Annotated in this window: 18 protein-coding genes; 5 read left to right on the top strand and 13 right to left on the bottom strand. The window is 70.8% G+C overall.

Annotation, left to right across the window (positions count from 1 at the left end):
* Nucleotides 1–42: 42 nt before the first annotated feature.
* From AQJ27_RS28250 to AQJ27_RS28240, 3 genes are read right to left on the bottom strand one after another with little or no spacing between them, the layout of a single operon-like run.
* Nucleotides 43–1056, bottom strand: coding sequence for an ABC transporter permease (locus tag AQJ27_RS28250; RefSeq protein WP_079065311.1), 1014 nt, complete (start codon nt 1054–1056; stop codon nt 43–45).
* Complete coding sequence (locus tag AQJ27_RS28245) at nt 1053–2549, bottom strand: sugar ABC transporter ATP-binding protein (RefSeq protein WP_067374749.1); 1497 nt, start codon at nt 2547–2549, stop codon at nt 1053–1055. The genes AQJ27_RS28250 and AQJ27_RS28245 overlap by 4 nt, the downstream gene beginning before the upstream one ends.
* The gene (locus AQJ27_RS28240; RefSeq protein WP_079065310.1) at nt 2546–3109 is read right to left on the bottom strand and encodes a carboxymuconolactone decarboxylase family protein; all 564 of its coding nucleotides are present in this window, start codon (nt 3107–3109) and stop codon (nt 2546–2548) included. Before AQJ27_RS28240 ends, AQJ27_RS28245 begins: the two co-directional genes overlap by 4 nt.
* A gap of 233 nt (nt 3110–3342) precedes the next feature.
* Between AQJ27_RS28240 and AQJ27_RS28235 the strand changes: the two genes are divergently transcribed.
* On the top strand, nt 3343–3747 hold the full coding sequence (locus AQJ27_RS28235; protein WP_067374745.1) for a cupin domain-containing protein: 405 nt from the start codon (nt 3343–3345) through the stop codon (nt 3745–3747).
* Nucleotides 3748–3837: 90 nt separating this feature from the next.
* On the opposite strand, the gene AQJ27_RS28230 is transcribed toward AQJ27_RS28235, so the two are convergent.
* The 7 genes from AQJ27_RS28230 to AQJ27_RS57945 all read right to left on the bottom strand — a co-directional run bounded on the left by AQJ27_RS28230 (nt 3838) and on the right by AQJ27_RS57945 (nt 10903).
* A complete protein-coding gene (locus AQJ27_RS28230) occupies nt 3838–5169 on the bottom strand; it encodes an MFS transporter (protein WP_067374743.1) in 1332 nt (443 codons plus the stop codon).
* A 256-nt stretch (nt 5170–5425) separates the two neighbouring features.
* Nucleotides 5426–6391, bottom strand: coding sequence for a catechol 2,3-dioxygenase (locus AQJ27_RS28225; protein WP_067374741.1), 966 nt, complete (start codon nt 6389–6391; stop codon nt 5426–5428).
* 10 nt (nt 6392–6401) lie between these two features.
* The gene (locus AQJ27_RS28220; protein ID WP_067374739.1) at nt 6402–7490 is read right to left on the bottom strand and encodes a 4-oxalomesaconate tautomerase; all 1089 of its coding nucleotides are present in this window, start codon (nt 7488–7490) and stop codon (nt 6402–6404) included.
* Entirely contained in the window at nt 7487–8197 is a 711-nt protein-coding gene (locus AQJ27_RS28215) for a 4-carboxy-4-hydroxy-2-oxoadipate aldolase/oxaloacetate decarboxylase (RefSeq protein ID WP_067374737.1), read from the bottom strand. Before AQJ27_RS28215 ends, AQJ27_RS28220 begins: the two co-directional genes overlap by 4 nt.
* Complete coding sequence (locus AQJ27_RS28210; protein ID WP_067374735.1) at nt 8194–8943, bottom strand: PIG-L deacetylase family protein; 750 nt, start codon at nt 8941–8943, stop codon at nt 8194–8196. Before AQJ27_RS28210 ends, AQJ27_RS28215 begins: the two co-directional genes overlap by 4 nt.
* A gap of 48 nt (nt 8944–8991) precedes the next feature.
* Nucleotides 8992–9642, bottom strand: coding sequence for a GntR family transcriptional regulator (locus AQJ27_RS28205; RefSeq protein WP_067374733.1), 651 nt, complete (start codon nt 9640–9642; stop codon nt 8992–8994).
* A gap of 976 nt (nt 9643–10618) precedes the next feature.
* Nucleotides 10619–10903 (bottom strand): hypothetical protein, encoded by a 285-nt coding sequence (locus AQJ27_RS57945; RefSeq protein ID WP_067375085.1) that lies wholly within the window; start codon nt 10901–10903, stop codon nt 10619–10621.
* A 326-nt stretch (nt 10904–11229) separates the two neighbouring features.
* On the opposite strand from AQJ27_RS57945, the gene AQJ27_RS52585 reads away from it, so the two are divergent.
* Nucleotides 11230–11670 carry a substrate-binding domain-containing protein gene (locus AQJ27_RS52585; protein ID WP_235613730.1) on the top strand — a complete coding sequence of 147 codons (441 nt, stop codon included), beginning with the start codon at nt 11230–11232 and terminating at the stop codon, nt 11668–11670.
* Here the strand turns inward: AQJ27_RS52585 and AQJ27_RS28190 are convergent.
* Nucleotides 11652–12509, bottom strand: coding sequence for a LysR family transcriptional regulator (locus AQJ27_RS28190; RefSeq protein ID WP_067375083.1), 858 nt, complete (start codon nt 12507–12509; stop codon nt 11652–11654). The two genes, AQJ27_RS52585 and AQJ27_RS28190, sit on opposite strands and share 19 nt — an antisense overlap.
* A gap of 173 nt (nt 12510–12682) precedes the next feature.
* Here AQJ27_RS28190 and AQJ27_RS28185 point away from each other — a divergent pair, with 173 nt between their 5' ends.
* Together AQJ27_RS28185 and AQJ27_RS28180 are read left to right on the top strand one after the other, a co-directional pair.
* Complete coding sequence (locus AQJ27_RS28185; protein WP_067374729.1) at nt 12683–13588, top strand: EamA family transporter; 906 nt, start codon at nt 12683–12685, stop codon at nt 13586–13588.
* Between the two features lie 209 nt (nt 13589–13797).
* A complete protein-coding gene (locus AQJ27_RS28180) occupies nt 13798–14265 on the top strand; it encodes a hypothetical protein (protein WP_067374727.1) in 468 nt (155 codons plus the stop codon).
* Between the two features lie 30 nt (nt 14266–14295).
* Here the strand turns inward: AQJ27_RS28180 and AQJ27_RS28175 are convergent, their stop codons facing one another.
* On the bottom strand, nt 14296–14688 hold the full coding sequence (locus tag AQJ27_RS28175; protein WP_159064411.1) for a hypothetical protein: 393 nt from the start codon (nt 14686–14688) through the stop codon (nt 14296–14298).
* A 123-nt stretch (nt 14689–14811) separates the two neighbouring features.
* Nucleotides 14812–16257, bottom strand: coding sequence for an MFS transporter (locus AQJ27_RS28170; RefSeq protein ID WP_067374723.1), 1446 nt, complete (start codon nt 16255–16257; stop codon nt 14812–14814).
* A 253-nt stretch (nt 16258–16510) separates the two neighbouring features.
* Between AQJ27_RS28170 and AQJ27_RS28165 the strand changes: the two genes are divergently transcribed.
* Nucleotides 16511–17089, top strand: a complete 579-nt coding sequence (locus AQJ27_RS28165) for a TetR/AcrR family transcriptional regulator (protein ID WP_067374721.1) — start codon at nt 16511–16513, stop codon at nt 17087–17089.
* Nucleotides 17090–17106 lie beyond the last annotated feature (17 nt).

Raw genomic sequence — 17106 nt, 5'->3', positions numbered from 1 at the left:
CGTACGCCTTTCATGACGGGCGGTGGAGAGAAGACGAGGGGGTCAGTGCCGCGCGGAGCGGGCCTTGTGGAGCTCGTTGGCGATGGCCGCGACGAGGAGTACGCCGCCCACGGAGACCTGCTGGAAGTAGCTGGAGACCTGCACGAGGTTGAGGGCGTTGGCCACCACGCCGAGCAGCAGAACGCCGAGCGCCGTGCCCACGACGGTTCCGTGGCCGCCGGCGAGCGAGGTGCCGCCGATCACCACGGCGGCAACGGCGGTGAGTTGGAGGGTGAGGCCGCCGGTGCCGGGGCTGCTGGCACCCAGCCGGGACAGCAGCATCACGCCCGCGAGACCCGAGAGGGCGCCGGTGACGGCGTACAACGTGAGCTTGCGAGCGGTGACGTCGATGCCGCTGAGCCGGGCGACGTGCTCGTTGCCCCCGATGGCGAAGGCGTCCCGCCCGAACACGGTGAACCGCATGACCAGGGCGGTCGCCAGCAGCACGAGGACCGCCACGATCAGCAGGTACGGCACCCCGAGGACCTTGTCGTTGCCCAGGGAGAACATCCTGGTGCCGATGGAGACGCTGAGGCCGCCCTGCACCAGGAGCGCGACGCCGTCGAGCAGGGTGGCCGTCGCCAGGGTCGCGACGAACGGGGCCACGTTGGTGAACGTCACCACCAGTCCGTTCACCAGCCCGATGACCGTGGCCAGCAGCACCGAGGCGATCACGGTGAACGCGGTGGAGTGGCCGTGGGAGAGCAACTGCGCGCCGACGGCGGTGGTGACGGAGACGTTGCTGCCCATGGAGAAGTCCATGCCGCCCGCGGTCATCAGCAGGGTGAGGCCGGCGGCGATCACCGCGGTGACGCTCACCTGACGGAGCACGTTGATCAGGTTCGTGGTGGTGGCGAAGGAGTCGGTCCGCAGCGCGGTGGCGACCACCACGACGATCAGGACCGCGAGAAGACCGGTGTGCGGCGCACGGCGCAGGGCGCCGAAGGTGGACCGGGGCCGGGGCTCCTCGGGCGGGTCGCTGACGCCCGGCGCGTCGGCAAGTGTCTTGACGCTCACTGCGGTTGACCTCCGAGAGCGGTGGCGACGAGTTCGTCGTGGGTGATGGCGGTGATGTCGTGTTCGGCGACCGCGCGGCCGGCGCTGACGACCACGACGCGGTCGGCCAGCCGCATGACCTCCTCGGCGGAGGAGGAGGCGAGCAGTACGGCCGTGCCCCGTGAGGCGAGGTCGTCGACGAGGGTGTGGATGTCGGCCATGGCCGCGATGTCCACGCCGTTGGTGGGGTCTTCCAGGAAGCAGGCGACCGGCTCGGTCTGCAGCCATTTGGCCAGCAGCACCTTCTGCTGATTGCCTCCGGACAGCGCGCTCACCGGCGGGTTCCCCACGAGGGAGACCACTCCGTAGCTCCTGCGCAGCGGGGCCGCGCGGCGGGTGAGCGCGCCGCGCCGGTGGACGCGGCGGCGTGCGAAGCGGTCGTCGGCCAGCATCAGGTTCTCGTCCAGGGAGAGTTCGGGGACCAGGCCCAGCGCCCTGCGGTCTCCGGAGACGCAACGCAGGCCGCTGGCGAGCGAGGCACGGACCCTGCCGAGGGGCACGGGGGCGCCGTCGACGTGCACGGTGCCGAGGTCGGGGCGGCGGCGGCCGGACAGCAGGTCGAAGAGGTGTGACTGCGCGTCCCCGGCCGGTCCCAGCACCGCGACGATCTCGCCCTTGCGCACCTCGACGGTGAAGTCCCGGATGGTCCGGCCGTCGCTCAGACCACGCACCGCGAGGCCGATGTCGTCCTTGGGGGCGGGACGTTCGACGCGCCGGGAGACCACGTCCCGGCCGACCATGCTGCGCACGAGCCCCGCCGGGTCGAGGTCGCCGGCCGGCGTGCTGCGTACGACCTCGCCGTCCCGCAGGACCGTGAGGCGGTCGGCGACGGCCATGACCTCGTCGATGTAGTGCGAGATGTAGACGACGGCGACGCCCTCGTCGCGCAGGGTGCGCACCAGGTCCCTGATCTGGTGCGCCGCCTCCGCGCTCAGGCAGGCGGTCGGCTCGTCGAGGATCAGGATCCGGCCGCCGCGGCGGACCTCCCGCGCCACCTCGACCATGGTCTGTTCGGCGACGGTGAGCGAACGCGCGGTGCGCTCCACGTCGATGTCGATGCCGAGGCCGGACAGCGCCTTCCTCGCCTCGGAGTCGACGGCTTTCCAGTGGACCGTGCCCCGCCGGGTGGGCAGGTCGCCCAGCATGACGTTCTCGGCCACGGTCAGGCCCATCGCCAGTTCGCGGCGCTGGGGAACCGACGCGATGCCGAGCCGTCGGGCCCTGCGCACGGTCAGTCCGCAGTACGTGGCCCCGTTGACCTGGATGGTGCCGCCGTCGGGCTGGTGCGCCCCGGAGAGGATCTGCACCAGTGTCGACTTGCCGGCTCCGTTCATGCCCATCAGCGCGTGCACTTCGCCGGGGTACAGATCGAGGTCCACACCCTTGAGCGCGGCCGCCCCGCCGAAGCTCTTGGTGACGCCCCGTACGCGCACCACGGCCGACAGGGCCGTCACGGCCGCGGTCCGTCCCCGTCGGGGACGACACGCTCGTAGCCGCGGATGTCGGGGAAGGGGGGCTCACGATCGGCCTGGAGGTCCACCTGGAAGGTGTTCAGGCACATGCCGAGCATGGTGAAGTTGCCGAGCGCGCCGATGGTGTCGACCAGGCCCCTGGGGCCGAAGTGCTGGAGTGCGCGGGCGAAGGTCTCGTCGGACACGAAGTGGTTCTCGAGGACCTCGCGGCAGAACCGGTAGAAGGCCTGGTCCGCCTCGTCGTCGAAGACCGCCTCGCGCTTCTCGGCGACGGCCTTGACGGCGGCCTCCGGAACGCCGGCCTCGATCGCCTGGTTCACATGCGCGTTCCAGGAGTACTGCGCGTCCCAGTTCCGGGCGGCCATCAGCAGTGTCAGCTCGCGCAGATGCCTGGGGAGGTCGCAGTCGAAGCGGGCGAAGGCGCCGAGGGATTCGGCGCGTTCGCACATCTCCGGGCTGTGCAGCCAGACGCGGAAGGGGCCACGGACGGCGCCGCGACGGCCGGCGATGCGGGCGGCCAGTTCCTGCTGGCGGGGATTCATTTCCTCATCGGTGAGAACGGGGAGCCTCATGGGGCCGATACCTGCCTTCTCTTTCCGGCGTGTTTCCGGCACGTACGGGGAAGCCGTGCGATGCCAGCCGAAGGTACAGCCGAGTTCGGGAAGCTCACCCCTCCCGGAATGCAAGGTAAAACTGCACGCCGGAGGGCACCCATTCATGGGGACGCGACCTAACGTCGATCGACGCAACAGCGTTGATGGGAGAGGAACTCCGGATGACCACGATCATCAAAGTCGCGTCCGTGCCGCTGCTCGACCGTGGTGGTGCCGTCGTGACGACGCCGCTGATCACCACGCCCTCGGCAGCCGGGGAGAACCGCGTCACCAGCGGCATGAGTGTCTATCCGGTCGGCTCCGGGGCTCCGTTGCACTCGCACAACTGCGACGAGCACGTGACGATCCTCGAGGGCGAGGCGGAGGTGGTGGTGGACGGTGAGGTGACGAAGCTGGAGCAGTTCGACACCACGTACGTGCCGTCGCCCGTCCCCCATCTGTTCCGCAACATCGGCGACCGCCCGCTGCGCATCCTGTGGGTGTACACGTCGGGCACGGTCACGCGTACGTTCACCGAGACCGGGGTGACGGTGGAACACCTCTCCGCACAGGACCAGATGGGCTGAACAGGGCCATGGGTGCCGCTGTTCGTATCCGATCCGGACATGCCTGAGGCCGGGCCCCGCCAGGTCCCGGCCTCAGGCATGTCGTCGCGGTCAGCCGGTGGTGGTCAGCTGCTGGGCGGCGTCGCGCTGCGGGGTCTGCTGGGGGCCGCGCAGGCCGGTGAGGGCGACGAAGACCGTGGCGAGCACGGCGGCGATGGCGAACGCCGTGAAGCCCCAGTTCTCGGACTTGGCCGCGACGAGTTGGCCGCCGAGCCACGGTCCGAACACGGCGCCGAAGCGGCCGATGCCGGAGACCCAGCCCACGGCGGTGGCGCGGTTGTCGTCGCTGGAGCGGCCGGCGACCGTCGCGTAGATCATGGCCTGGGCACTGAAGAGGAACAGGCCGGTCAGGAAGACCACGACGTAGGTGAGCGGCAACGCCATGTGGATGCCGAGCAGATAGACGCCGAGGGCGGTGGCCGCGAACCAGACGGTGGCGACGCGCGCACCGCCGAAGTGGTCGGAGAAGCGGCCGGCGATCAGCATGCCGGCGATGCCGCCGAGGTTGATGACGATGACGAAGGACAGCGAGGAGCCGAGCTCGTAGCCCGCGCCGCGCATCATGGTGGGCAGCCAGTTGCTGACGCCGTAGACGAGCAGCAGGCCGCAGAACGAGGCCAGCCAGAACAGCAGCGTGGTGCGCCACAGGCCGCCGCGGAACAGGGCGATCACGGCGCTCCAGCGGTCCCCGGCCACGGGGCGCTCCGCCGCGGGCGCGGGCAGTTCGACGTCGTAGCGCTCGGCGAGCTCGCGGGCCTCCCGTGTGCGTCCCTTGGCGATCAGGAAGTTCAGCGACTCGGGGAGGTACTTGGCGATCAGCGGAACGCCGATGAGCAGCGGGACCACGCAGATCCAGTAGGCGACGCGCCACTGGCCGGCGCCGGTGGTCCACAGGCCGACGAAGCCCGCGAGGATGCCGCCGGCCTGGTGGGCGGTCATCAGCGTGCCGACTATCAGAGCGCGGCGGCCACGCGGGGCGTACTCGGCGACCATCGTGATCGTGGTGGGGAGCAGACCGCCGAGTCCGAGACCCGCGATGAACCGGCCGAGTCCGAAGACACCGAGGCTGGGGGCGACGGCGCAGAGGGCGGACGCGAGCGAGAAGACCGCGGTGCAGGTGATGATCACCTTCTTGCGGCCGATCCAGTCGGTGACCGTACCCGCGGACAGCGCGCCGATCAGCATGCCGAAGGTGGCGTAACTGCCCAGGTCGCCGGCCTGGGACGGCTGGAGCCCCAGGGCGTGCTCGGCGAGCATGTTGGGCAGCACGGAGCCGTAGACGAACATGTCGAGGCCGTCGAAGAGCACGACCAGCCAGCACAGGCCGACCACCAGCGTGGCCAGTCCGGTCCCGCGGGCGCGCAGGTCTGGGGAGGGAGACATCATTGTTTCCTCTCGTCCGGGAGAAGTGTCCCTGGAGGGGATGAGTGAGGCGGGTCGGTGCGGCTCGAGCGGCCTGACCCGATGGTGCGCATGACGCTAGGGTTCCGGTTCACCAAGTGTCAACGCTTTTGTCAACAATCTCAGGAACAATCCAGCCGGCGGTTCCGAGAGGCTACAGCAGGAGAGAATCAGCAGGTGAAACGGCCATGGGCGGCACACAGCCGTGTGCCGCCCTGCCTGTTTCGCTGACTTGTTCTCAGTGGTCCGCGGCCGGGTCCAGCGGCGGCGTGCCATGGGTGTGGAAGGACTCGATGGTCTTCAGACCCCATGCCTGTCCCTTGGCCCGCTCTGCCTGGGTCCACGTGATCAGGGGCCAGTCGGGGGCCAGTACGAGACGGGTGAGCGGGTTGCACAGCTCGATGCGGTTGCCGCCCGGCTCGTAGACGTAGAGGAAGAACGTCTGCTGGATGGCGTGCTTGTGCGGGCCCGTCTCGATGAACACACCGGTGTCGAGGGCGAGGTCGGCGGCGCGCAGGATGTCCTCGCGGGTGTCGGTCGCGAACGCGATGTGGTGCAGCCGCCCGCGCGAGCCCGTCCAGTCCTCGGTGTAGACGACGTCGTACGACTTGTTCGTGAACGTCAGCCACTTCGCGGCGATCCGGCCGCCGTCGAGCTGGATCTGCTCGGTCGGCCGGGCGCCCAGGAGGTGCTGGTGGAAGTCGGCGTTGGCGGCGACGTCGGCGGCCAGGTAGTTCACATGGTCCAGGCGGCGTACGCCCACACCGTGGCCGGGCTTGGCCTGGGGCTGGTTCTTCAGCCCCGGCTTCAGCTCGTCCGGGGCCTGGTACCACTCGGACTCCCAGTACAGGGCCACTTCGTGGCCGTCGGGGTCGGCGGTGACGTACAGCGGGCCGAGGCCCGGCTCGTCCTCGGTCCAGCGGCCCTGGTGACCGGCGGCCTCCAGTTCCTTGACCCTCCGCTGCAGGGCCTCCTCGCTGGAGGCGCGCAGGGCCGTGCGGCGCAGACCGGAGGTCTGGTGCGCGGTGAGGACGAGGCTGTGGTGCTCGTAGTCGTCCCAGGTCCGCAGATAGACCGAGTCGCCGCTGCGGCCGTTGACCGTCAGACCGAGGTAGTCGGTGAAGAACCGCAGACTCCCGTCCAGGTCCGGGGTGAGCAGTTCGACGTGCCCGAGGTGGGCGATGTCGCCGAGGGGCGGGGCCATACAGGCCTCCTTAAGGGTGAAGTGCGGCTCCGGCCGGCCGGGGGAAGACCGTACCGTCGAAGATCTTGCGTGCGGTGCGGACGACGGCGGTACGGCGGGCCACGGGGGCGGCCCCCGGGGTGCCGTCGTCGATCTCGCTCTCGATGTCGAGGAATCCGGTGGGATGCTCGATGCGCAGCCGTCCGCCGTTCTCGGGCAGACGGGCGACGTCCTGGCCGACGCCGCCGTGGACGCGCAGCCCGGCGGCGACACTGGCGGCGCCCAGGACGCCGATGGCGGTGTGACAGCGGACCGGGATGAAGGTGCGGGTCATGACCGCGCCGCCGTTCGTGGGCGGTGCCAGCAGGCTGAGCTTGGGCACGGTCGTCTCGCTGACGTCACCCAGGCCCATCAGCAGGCCCGCCTCCAGACGGATCCGCTGGAGCCGGTCGTGCAGGGTCAGGTCCTCCTCCAGGTCCCGCGGCCTCTCGTAGCCGGTGACCTGCAGGGAGGAGGCGGCGATCAGCACGGTCGGCATGCCGTTGTCCACGCAGGTCACCGGCGTGTCCGCGACGATGTCCCGGGCATGCCCGGTGGGCAGCAGGGGGTTGCTGCCCCGCTCGAACTCGATCACCACGGGTGCGGCGGTGCCTGGCACGCCCGAGATCTCGGCCGGCCCCGCGTAGGAGACGCGCCAGTCCGGCGTGGGGAAGGTGGCGGTGGCGTGGTCACCGCTGTTGACCATCCGGATCCGTACCGAGGTGTGCCCGTCCCGGGCGGCGACCAGACCGCGTTCGACCGCGAACGGGCCGACCCCCGCAAGGAGGTTGCCGCAGTTCTGCCGGTCGGAGACCTCGGCCCGGTCGACTCCCACCTGGAGGAAGAGGTAGTCGACCTCCGCGTCGGGGCTCTGGGAGCGGGAGACCACCGCGACCTTGCTGGTGAGCGGGTGCGCTCCGCCGAGTCCGTCGATCTGCCGGGGGTCGGGACTGCCCATGACCCGCAGCAGCAGGTCGTCGCGCGCGCCGGCGCCGGCCGGCAGGTCCTCGGCAAGGAAGTAGGCGCCCTTCGAGGTCCCGCCGCGCATCAGCATGCAGCGCAGCTCCTCACCGGTGCTCATGACGGGGAACCGTTGCGCGTGTACTCGTCGTAGGCCTGGTACCGCACGCCGAGCCGCACGAGGGTCTCGCGCAGGCCGTAGCGGTCCAGGCCCAACTGGCCCTCGGCGAAGGCGGCCCGGGAGGCGTCCTCCTTGGCGGTGCGCGCCTCGGCCGCCTTGACGGCCCTGCCGGCCTGCTCGCGGGGTACGCAGACCACGCCGTCGTCGTCGGCGACGATGACGTCACCGGGGCGGACGACCTGGCCGCCGAGCACGACGGGTGTGTTCACCGAGCCGGCCGTGGCCTTGACCGTGCCCTGGGCGCAGACAGCCGTCGACCAGACGGGGAAGCCCATGGCACGCAGGTCGGCGGTGTCGCGCACCCCGGCGTCGATGATCAGGCCGCGCACCCCGCGGTACTGGAGCGCGGTGGCGAAGAGGTCGCCGAACATGCCGTCGGTGGAGGGCGAGGTGGTGGTCACGACGAGGATGTCGCCCTCGCGGCACTGCTCGACCGCAGCGTGGATCATGAGGTTGTCGCCGGGCCAGCACAGGGCGGTGACCGCGGTGCCCGCGATGCGCACGTCCTGCTGGATGGGCCGGAACCCGGGACCGAGACTGCCGGTTCGGCCCAGGCTCTCGTGGACGGTGGCCACGCCGTAGCCGCCGAGCGTCTCGACGTCCTCGGCGTGGGCGCGCGGCGGGTCGGTGACGATCAGACCGCTCATGCCAGCTCCTCCGTGACCTGCGGGTAGGGACGCATGTAGGCCTCGCCGTAGGTGGCGTGGGGCAGGCCGAGGTTGGGGCCCGCGTTGCGCTTGAGCTGTACGCCGCGCCGCTTGCCCAGGTCGGTGTAGTAGTCCCACAGGTGCTGCTGGGCGGCGAGGCACTCCATGGCCTTGCGCTTGGTCTCCCAGACCGGGGTGATGTCAAGGAGGACCTCGGGCTGGAAGCCGCACATCTCCGGCTGGTGCGGCTCGAAGAAGAACACCGGCGGGGCTCCGATGATCTCGCCCTCGGAGGGGTAGCCGATGGCCTGGGCGAGGACGCGGGCGTCCAGGGCCATGCGGGCGGCCGCCGGGTGGTCGCCGTTGTAGGGATCGTCCAGGGGGTGGGTCAGGACCACGTCGGGCTGGGTGTCGCGGTAGATGCGTACGAGCTGGTCGGTCAGCTCCTGAGTGACGAGCAGGGGGTAGTCGCCGGCGTCGAGGAAGCGCACCCGGGCGCCCAGGGTCGAGGCCGCCGCCTCGGCCTCGGCACGGCGGATCTCCTTGATCTCCTCCAGCGACTTGCCCTCGCGCCAGGCTTTGGCCGACTCACCGCGCTCCCCGTAGGTGAGGCACGCGATGGTCACCTTCTCTCCACGGGAGGCGGCCAGGGCGATGGCTCCCCCGGCCCGCCAGACGAAGTCCCCGGCATGCGCGGTGATGACAAGTGTCGAGCGTGGGGTGGTGGGCGCCTTGCCGTACGTCATTGCTCACATCTCCTTGGTGGACAGGCCGGATGCCCCACCACCGCGACGTCATTGGCGCAGCGCGTCGATGACTCCCGCGAGGTGGGTACGGACGGCCGCTTCGGCCGCCTGCGGGTCCCGGGCCCTGATCGACTCGATCATGGCCAGGTGCTCACTCAGTGACTGCTGGGGGCGCCCCGGTCTCAGCGCGAGCTGGAAACGGTGGCGCACCAGCTGCCCGTTGAGCCGCTCCAGCAGCCCCACGGCGACCTGCTGGCCGGAGAACTCCCTGATCCGGTCGTGCAGTTCGTGGTTGAGCCGGGAGTAGACCAGTGGCTCACCGCCCGCGACCGCCTTGGCCATCGCCGTGCCCAGGTCGGTCAGCTGGTCCAGCTGGTCCTCGCTCGCCTCGACGGCCGCCTTGGCCGCGCAGAGGCCCTCGAGGACCATGCGGCACTCGGTGATGGCCACCGCTTCCTCGACCGTCACCACCCGCACCCGCGAGCCGCGGTTGCGGATCCGCTCGACCAGTCCCTCCGACTCCAGCTCGATCAGCGCCGCCCGGACGCTGGCCCGCGTGACACCGAACTGCTCGGCGAGTTCGTTCTCCACCAGCCGCTGGGCCGGTGCCATGTCGCCGTGCAGGATCGCCTGCCGCAGGTGCACCAGTGCGTGCTGCTTGGCCTGCTCGCCGGTGCCTGGACGGGCTTCCTTCGGCATCGCGCCCTCCCTGAGTGAGTGCCTGTCGAACCTAAATCCAGTCCAACAAGATTGTCAACAATTTTGTTCTCTATGTTGCCGACATGCTCTGCCGGCGGTCAGGTCACCCGCCGTCACAGGGCGCCGACCAGCCCCAAGAGTCCCACGGCCACTCGGCGGTGACAGTCGCCCGGCCGGGCAGGTGTCGATCTCCGCACACGGCGATGCCAGTGCCCCATCTCCCGGGCGGGGCAAGGGCGCGACGCTCACTCCGCGGACACCGAGCGCACGGGCGACCCAAGGACAGGACCGTCGAGGATCCGCCGCGGGGAATGCCAACTCGACGTCGGATCCGCTTCCTTGGGTGGGGCGGGCCGGGCGTGCATCGTGCGCCGTGCGGGCCGAAGACGGCGGCCGGGACCGCCCTGACCAGCCCCGATCTGGGCGGGCGTCAGTCGCCCAACGCCAAAAAGAAGTAAAGGGAGTTGCCTGCGGCACCACGGCCCACTTCCCGTGCCCCCGAGGCCCACCTGCTGCGCTTGACTTCATTGTGCCGGTATGCGTAGGTTGGATACGGGTTGAACAGAAAACAGACGTTTTGCCTGGTGAGAAGACAAACAATCTCAGCATCCCGACCGACTACATCCCGACCGACGACAACCCGGTCATCGGTTGACTGACGGACGGGCGCCCCGCCGCGGGGTTCGCTGCACTCAGCAGCCCAGGTGGGCCCGATGCCGCGCGATCAGCGCGTGAGTCGGCGGACGGCAATTCCCGTCACTTTCAACGCCGATGTACCGGACCCTCATCGCGAACGTCTCAGTGCCTCAGTGGTGCCGACGTCACCGCGGCCGTGCAGGGCCAGGTCCTGTCTACGCTCCCGGGAAGGGAAAGCACCATGCGGATCATCACTTCAAGGACGTTCCGGCTGGTCGCCAGCCTGTTCGCCGCTCTGGCCCTGGCGTTCGGCACAGCAGGCATCGCCAGCGCGACCAGCTCACACTCGGACTCCGGTTACTCCTACAGCAACTGGAACGACGACGGAGGCCACGGAGGCGGCGGAGGCTACGGCGGCGGTGGCGGAGACCACGGCGGCGGAGGCTATGGCGGCGGTGGCGGAGACCACGGCGGCGGTGGCGGAGACCACGGCGGCGGCGGTGGAGACCACGGCGGCGGTGGCGGCGGCCATGGCGGCGGCGGTGGCGGACACGGCGGCGGTGGCGGCGGCCACGGCGGCGGTGGCGGCGGGGGCGGCCACGGCGGTGGTGGCGGTGGCGGACACTGACCCCAGCGGTCGTAACTGACATCTGAAGATTGACGGCCTGTCATCTCGCCAAAGACGGCTGATCTTCTCCGAACGGTCCCGCGTCGCGTCAGCGACCCGGGACCGTTCGGCGTGCGGCCGTACGACCACACTGGCGGTCGTCCACGGTTCCGGTACCGCCGCGACAGAACCGATCGGGGGCGTGATGACGGTCGGCGCACGGCGTGTGACGCTGAGCGACGTCGCCGCGGCGAGCGGCGTCTCGCGAGCGAGCACTGCGCGAGGGCTCCTGCGCGCCGTGCTCCGGTTCGCCGAGGCCTGTCTGAGCGGCCACGAGCCCGGGGCTGCGGGCGACTGGCGGGCGGGGTTCACCGCGAACGCCGCCCTCCTTCGTCGCGCCCCGTCCGAGGACGGCCGGCGCCGGCGCCGTCAAGACCTTCCTCGCCGCGCACGGGACCGTGACGGCGGTCGCGGCCTTCGACGACGACATCGCCCCGCGCACCCTGACCGCCCTGCACGACCTGGGACTTGCCGCACCAGACGACCTGGCCGTGATCGGCTTCGACGACACCGAATACGGCGCCCTCGGCACACCCGCACTCACCACCGTCCGCATCGTCGCCGAAGTTCACGGCCGCCTCGACGCCCGCGCCGTGCTCGGCCTCGATCCCGCCCGGGCTCAGCCCCGAGCCCGGGCGGATCATCGCGCGCGACTCGGCGTGACACCGGCGGGCAGCACGGCGCACCCGCTGCGCCCCGGCGCCGGCTACGCGGCTCGGCGATAGAGCTCCGTCAGGAGTTCAATGGCGGCGGGGGCGGCGGGGTGCGGGTCGTCCCGCCACCAGGCGAGCCGCACCGCGATGGGCTCGGCGTCGCGCACCGGCCGGTAGACGACGCCGGGGCGCGGGTACTGGTGCGCGGTGGACTCGGCCGTCATGCCCACACAGCGGCCCGTGGAGATCGCGGTGAGCCACTCGTCCACATCGTGGGTCTCCCTGGTCGCCGGGCGGGAGTCGGGCGGGAACAGCTCCGTCGTCGTAGTGCCGGTCCTGCGGTCGATCAGCAGGACGCGCCCGCCGAGGTCGGCGAGTCGCACCGAGCGGCGTCCGGCCAGCGGATCGTCGGCGGCCAGGGCGCACAGCCGCCGTTCCAGCCCCACGATCGCGGAGTCGAACCGCCGGTCGTCCAGGGGTCTGCGCACCACGGCAGCGTCGCAGGCTCCCTCGGCGAGGCCTGCGGTGACGGAGTTGACACGCACGAGCCGCAGCTCCGTCTCGGGGTGCGCCCGCGCCCAGTCTCGTTGAAAGGCCAGGGTGTGACGGCCGAGCGCGGACCAGGCGTACCCGATCCGCAGCGAGGCGCGACCCGACATGGCCTCCTGGACCAGGTCGGCCACCTCGCCGAGTACCCGCCGGGCATGCGCCAGCACACGCAGTCCCGTCGCCGTCGGGGCCACCTCCCGCGAGGTACGCCGCAGCAGCCGCACCCCGAGGGCACGCTCGAGTGAGGCCAGCGTGCGGGACACGGCGGCCTGCGAGACCCCGAGCGCGATGGCGGCGTCGGTGAAGGTGCCCTCGTCGACGATCGCGACGAGACAGCGCAACTGCCGCAGCTCCACATTCATGACGGAGGCGTGGTCGACGGGGGCACCCGTGCCGGAGGCGTCCTCGACGGAAGCGCCCTTGCCGGAAGCGCCCTCGGGTGGAGCGTCCTCAGGTGAAGGATCCATGACTCAAGCGTATAGATGGATCGGCTGATGCATTTTGCGCAAGAGCCCCGGCCTCCCAGCATCGAGACATGCACGCAGCCTCCGCACGCCCGGCAGAACCCGCGCGTCGCACTCCCCCGGCACCCACAGCCCCGAAGCCGGGCGGCACGCCCCTGGCCGGCGTGGTCGCCATGGTCGGCAGTAGCCTGTCCAACCAGACCGGTGCCGCGATCGGCTCCCTGGCCTTCCCCGTCCTCGGCCCCGTCGGTGTGGTCGCGGTGCGTCAGTACGTCGCCGCGGTCGTCCTGTTGGCACTGGGCCGCCCCCGGCTGCGGACGTTCACCTGGGGGCAGTGGTGGCCGGTCGTGCTGCTGGCGCTGGTGTTCGGGACCATGAACCTGTCCCTCTATACGGCGATCGACCGCATCGGACTGGGACTGGCGGTGACCCTCGAGTTCCTGGGCCCGCTCAGCATCGCGCTGGCCGCCTCCCGCCGCCGCGTGGACGCGTGCTGTGCGGTGATCGCCGCGGCGGGTGTCGTCACGCTGATGCGTCCGCGCCCCTCCGCCGACTTCCTCGGAATGGGCCTCGGGCTGCTGGCCGCCGGCTGCTGGGCGTCGTACATCCTGCTCAACCGCACCGTCGGCCGCCGCATCCCCGGGGTGGCGGGGTCCGCTGCCGCCGCCGGGCTCTCCGCCGTACTGTTCCTGCCGGTCGGCGTCGCCGTCGCGGTCCGGCATCCTCCGACGCCGACGGCGGTCGGCTGCGCCGTGGCCGCAGGCGTGCTGTCGTCCGCGGTGCCCTGCCTCGCGGACCTGTTCACCCTGCGCCGCGTCCCGGCCCCGGCCTTCGGTCTCTTCATGAGCGTCAATCCCGTCCTGGCCGGTCTGGTCGGATGGATCGTCCTCGGTCAGAACCTGGACTGGACGGAGTGGACGGGCATCGGCGCCGTCGTCGCGGCCAACGTGCTCGGCATTCTGGCTGCACGAAGTTGACGGACACTTCACGGACCTGACGGAAATCCGAGCAACGGACGTCCCCAGAAGAACGTTTCGGCGAAAACGCCAGACCGCGCCACCCCTTCCGCCACATAGAAATATCTACCAGCATGAACACGCCGGGTCGGCGCCCAGGTGCGGGTTCCGCATCCGAGTGCGCCGCTCCATGCCTGGTCAGACGGCCAGCGAATGCCCTGGAGTTGGTCATGCCGGATGTGATGTGGATGCAAGGTGTCGAGTGGCTCGCGGCAGCCGCCGCGGACCCCCGGGTCTGCAAGCGGGAGTGGGATCAGGGGTCGGGGACCGTGCTCATGGAGGCCGGGCGGTTCTGGGACGTACTCAGCGTGCCCGAGCAACTCGGACTGCTCGCCCTGGACATCCTGTGGAACGACCCGCTGCGCGCCCCCGGCCCCACCCTGGTGGACACCGCGTCCCGGAGAGTGGGCTTCTTCCTGCCGCCGGACCCGGCCAGCCGCTGGGTCGGCTCCGGGCTCCGCCACGCGGGCAAGGGCTCGTGGGTCGCCGTACCACCGCCGTACCGCGCCGCGCGGTTCCTGGAGTGGCTGATTCCACCCGACGGGACCGGAGCCCTGCATGCCGCGGTCCCCCTGGAACTGGCGTTGCAGCGGGCCAACGGGACGCTCGCCGTCCTGGCACCCCCGCCTGGCGGGTGACCGGCACTCCGCGGCAGCGCGCGGAGGGGTTCACCAGCCCAGCAGGCCACGGGGTACGGGGACGGCGGGTACGGAGCCTGCGGACACAGTCCTGGGTTCGGCGGGTACGGAGCCTGCGGACACGGTCCTGGGTTCGGCGGGTACCGGTCCGGTGGTCTTCTCGTCCTTCTCGTCCCGCCTCTCCGCCCAGGAGTCGACCGGCCACGCCGCGCCATCGAAGGGACTGGAGGCGGCGAAGGACGCCCACAGCACCACGACCGCCCCGCGGTGCTCCGGAACCACCCGGCCCTTGGCCCGCCACTCCGCGACCAGTTGGGCGTAGATCGGCGGGTGGCCCAGCCGCCCGTCCGTCAGCTCGGCGTAGGGCCGACCCGCGAGGCCCTGCTCCGGACGGCGCCGCTGGGCCATGTGAGTGCTGTCCATGTCGGAGCAACGGCGGTGCGTGCGCCGGTGGTACGCACCCGTGGTACCGCTCACCGAGTCGGGTGAACGCGCCGCCCGTTCGGAGTCATGACCCTGTCCGACAAGCATCTTCACCCATCAACTTCACGCATCGACGACGGCCGCCTCCGGTTCCGTACTCGCGGAGTCGGCGCCCGCGCGGGCCGAGGCGGAGAGCCGACCGGCACGCTGGACCGGCACGAGGAGCGCGGCCAGCGCCGCGGCCAGGCACAGCAGGGCGAGCAGGGTGAACCCGTGTGTGTATCCCGAGCCGTAGGGCAGGCCCGAGGGCTGGAGCCGGCCGGTCACCAGAACGCTGGTCACGGCCGCGCCGATGGACCCGCCGATGGTGCGGATGTTGGCGTTCATCCCGGTCGCGGCGCCGGTCTGCTCGGGCGGCACGCTGCCGACGATCAGGTTGGCCATCGAGGAGAAGGCGAGTCCGATGCCGAGCCCGAAGATGCCCGCGGCGAAGGCCACTTGCCACTGCTGGTCGTGCCACAGGGCGAGGAAGCCACAGGCGACCGCGCCGAGTGCGGCACCGGTCGTGAGCAGCTTCTTGGCGCCGAGGACGGGCTCCAGCCGACCACTGAGCACACCCGAGCAGAACATGGCGAGCAGCATCGGCAGCATGAGCAGTCCGGCCGCGGTGACACTGGCGCCGAAACCGTATCCGGCGGAGCTCGGGGTCTGTACGAAGCCGGGGAGGAAGGACCAGATCGCGTACATGCCCGCGCCGAACAGGAGCGCGGCGGTGTTGGTGGTCCACACCGCGGGCAGCCGCATGACGCGCAGATCGATCAGCGGGGTGCGGGAGCGCGCCTCGGCCAGCAGCCACAGCGCGAAGAGCACGACGGCGGCGGCGAACAGCCCGATCACCTGGGCCGATCCCCAGCCCCACTGGCCCGCCTGGCTGAGCGGGAGCAGCAGCGCGACCAGCCAGCCCGACAGCAGGACGGCACCGAGCCAGCTGACGCGTCCTTCGGCCCGGCTCGGGGATTCGGGGACGTAGCGCAGGGCGATCAGTGTGGTGACCGCGACGACGCCGACGGGCAGCCAGAACAGCCAGCGGTAGTCGAGCGCGGACACGATGGGACCGGCCGCCACGAGTCCGACGCCGCCGCCCGCGGCGATCACGGCGGACAGGTTGCTGATGCTGGGTCCGACCTCGGCCGCGGTGAACTCGTCCCGGATGATGCCGAAGGAGAGCGGGAACAGCGCACCGCCTATGCCCTGGACGACTCGGGCGACGATCAGTACACCGATGTTCGGCGCGAGCGCGGCGAGCAGACAGCCGAGCGTCACGGTCACGAGGACGGCGACGAGGGTGCGCTTCTTGCCGATCAGGTCGCCGACCCGGCCGAGGATCGGGGTGAAGACCGAGGCGGACAGCAGGTAGGCCGTCATCACCCAGGTCACGGTGGACTGCGAGGTGTTCAGGGCGTGCTGGACGGTCGGCAGGGCCGGTGCGATCAGCGACTGGAGCATGGAGAACACGCCCGCACCGGTCGCGAGGACCGCGAAGGTGAGGCGGGTGGACTTCGTTGGCATGAAAAGCCTCTCCGAACGGAGCGGTACGGAACGGAACAGAGAACGAGACGGAGCAAGCGGAACGGCCACTCAAGGAGCGGGGGCGGGCTGCGTACGGCCCGTTCGAGGTCACAGGGGGTACGAGCGCGTCGACGGTGCGTGCGGACGCACGCCACCCTGGGGAACGCACCCCCGACTGCTAAAGTGGAGGTATGCCTCCACTGTAACGGAGGCACACCTCCGCTTCAACTTCTTCTCGGCCAGGAGGCACCAAGTGACGGCTCAGCCGTTCCCCATCAGCGGGATCGTGGCGTCCCGGCGCCCGCACCGCAAAGACGCCGCACGCAACTACGACGCGCTGCTGGCCGCCGCGCGCGAGGCCTTCGCGGAGCACGGCGCGGAGGCTTCCCTGGAGGACATCGCCCGGCGCGCGGGCGTGGGCATCGGCACCCTCTACCGGAACTTCCCCACCCGCCGCCACCTCTTCGAGAGCGTGTACGCGGACGAGGTGGACGCCCTGTGCCAGGTGGCCCTGGAAGTCGCCGAGCGGGAGCCCTGGGAGGCGCTGACCTCGTGGCTGCGGCGGTTCGTGGACTACACCGTGACCAAGCGGGCCATCCGTGAGGCGCTCGACAACGAGTCGGAGATCTTCCTGACCTGCCGGGACTCGATGTACCAGGCGGGCGGCCCGCTGTTCGAGCGGGCGCAGAAGGCCGGCGAGGCGCGCGCGGACATGGACTTCGACGACCTGCTGCGCATGGTCGCCGGGATCACCTCGACGAACTTCCTCGACGACACCCAGCGCGACCGGGTCCTCACGGTCGCGCTGGACGGCGTTCGCGCCGCGCGCTGACATCGGCCCGGGTCACG

Origin of the sequence: Streptomyces olivochromogenes, assembly GCF_001514115.1 — a bacterium.
GTDB lineage: Bacteria > Actinomycetota > Actinomycetes > Streptomycetales > Streptomycetaceae > Streptomyces > Streptomyces olivochromogenes.
This window is presented reverse-complemented; position numbering and strand designations above follow the sequence as displayed.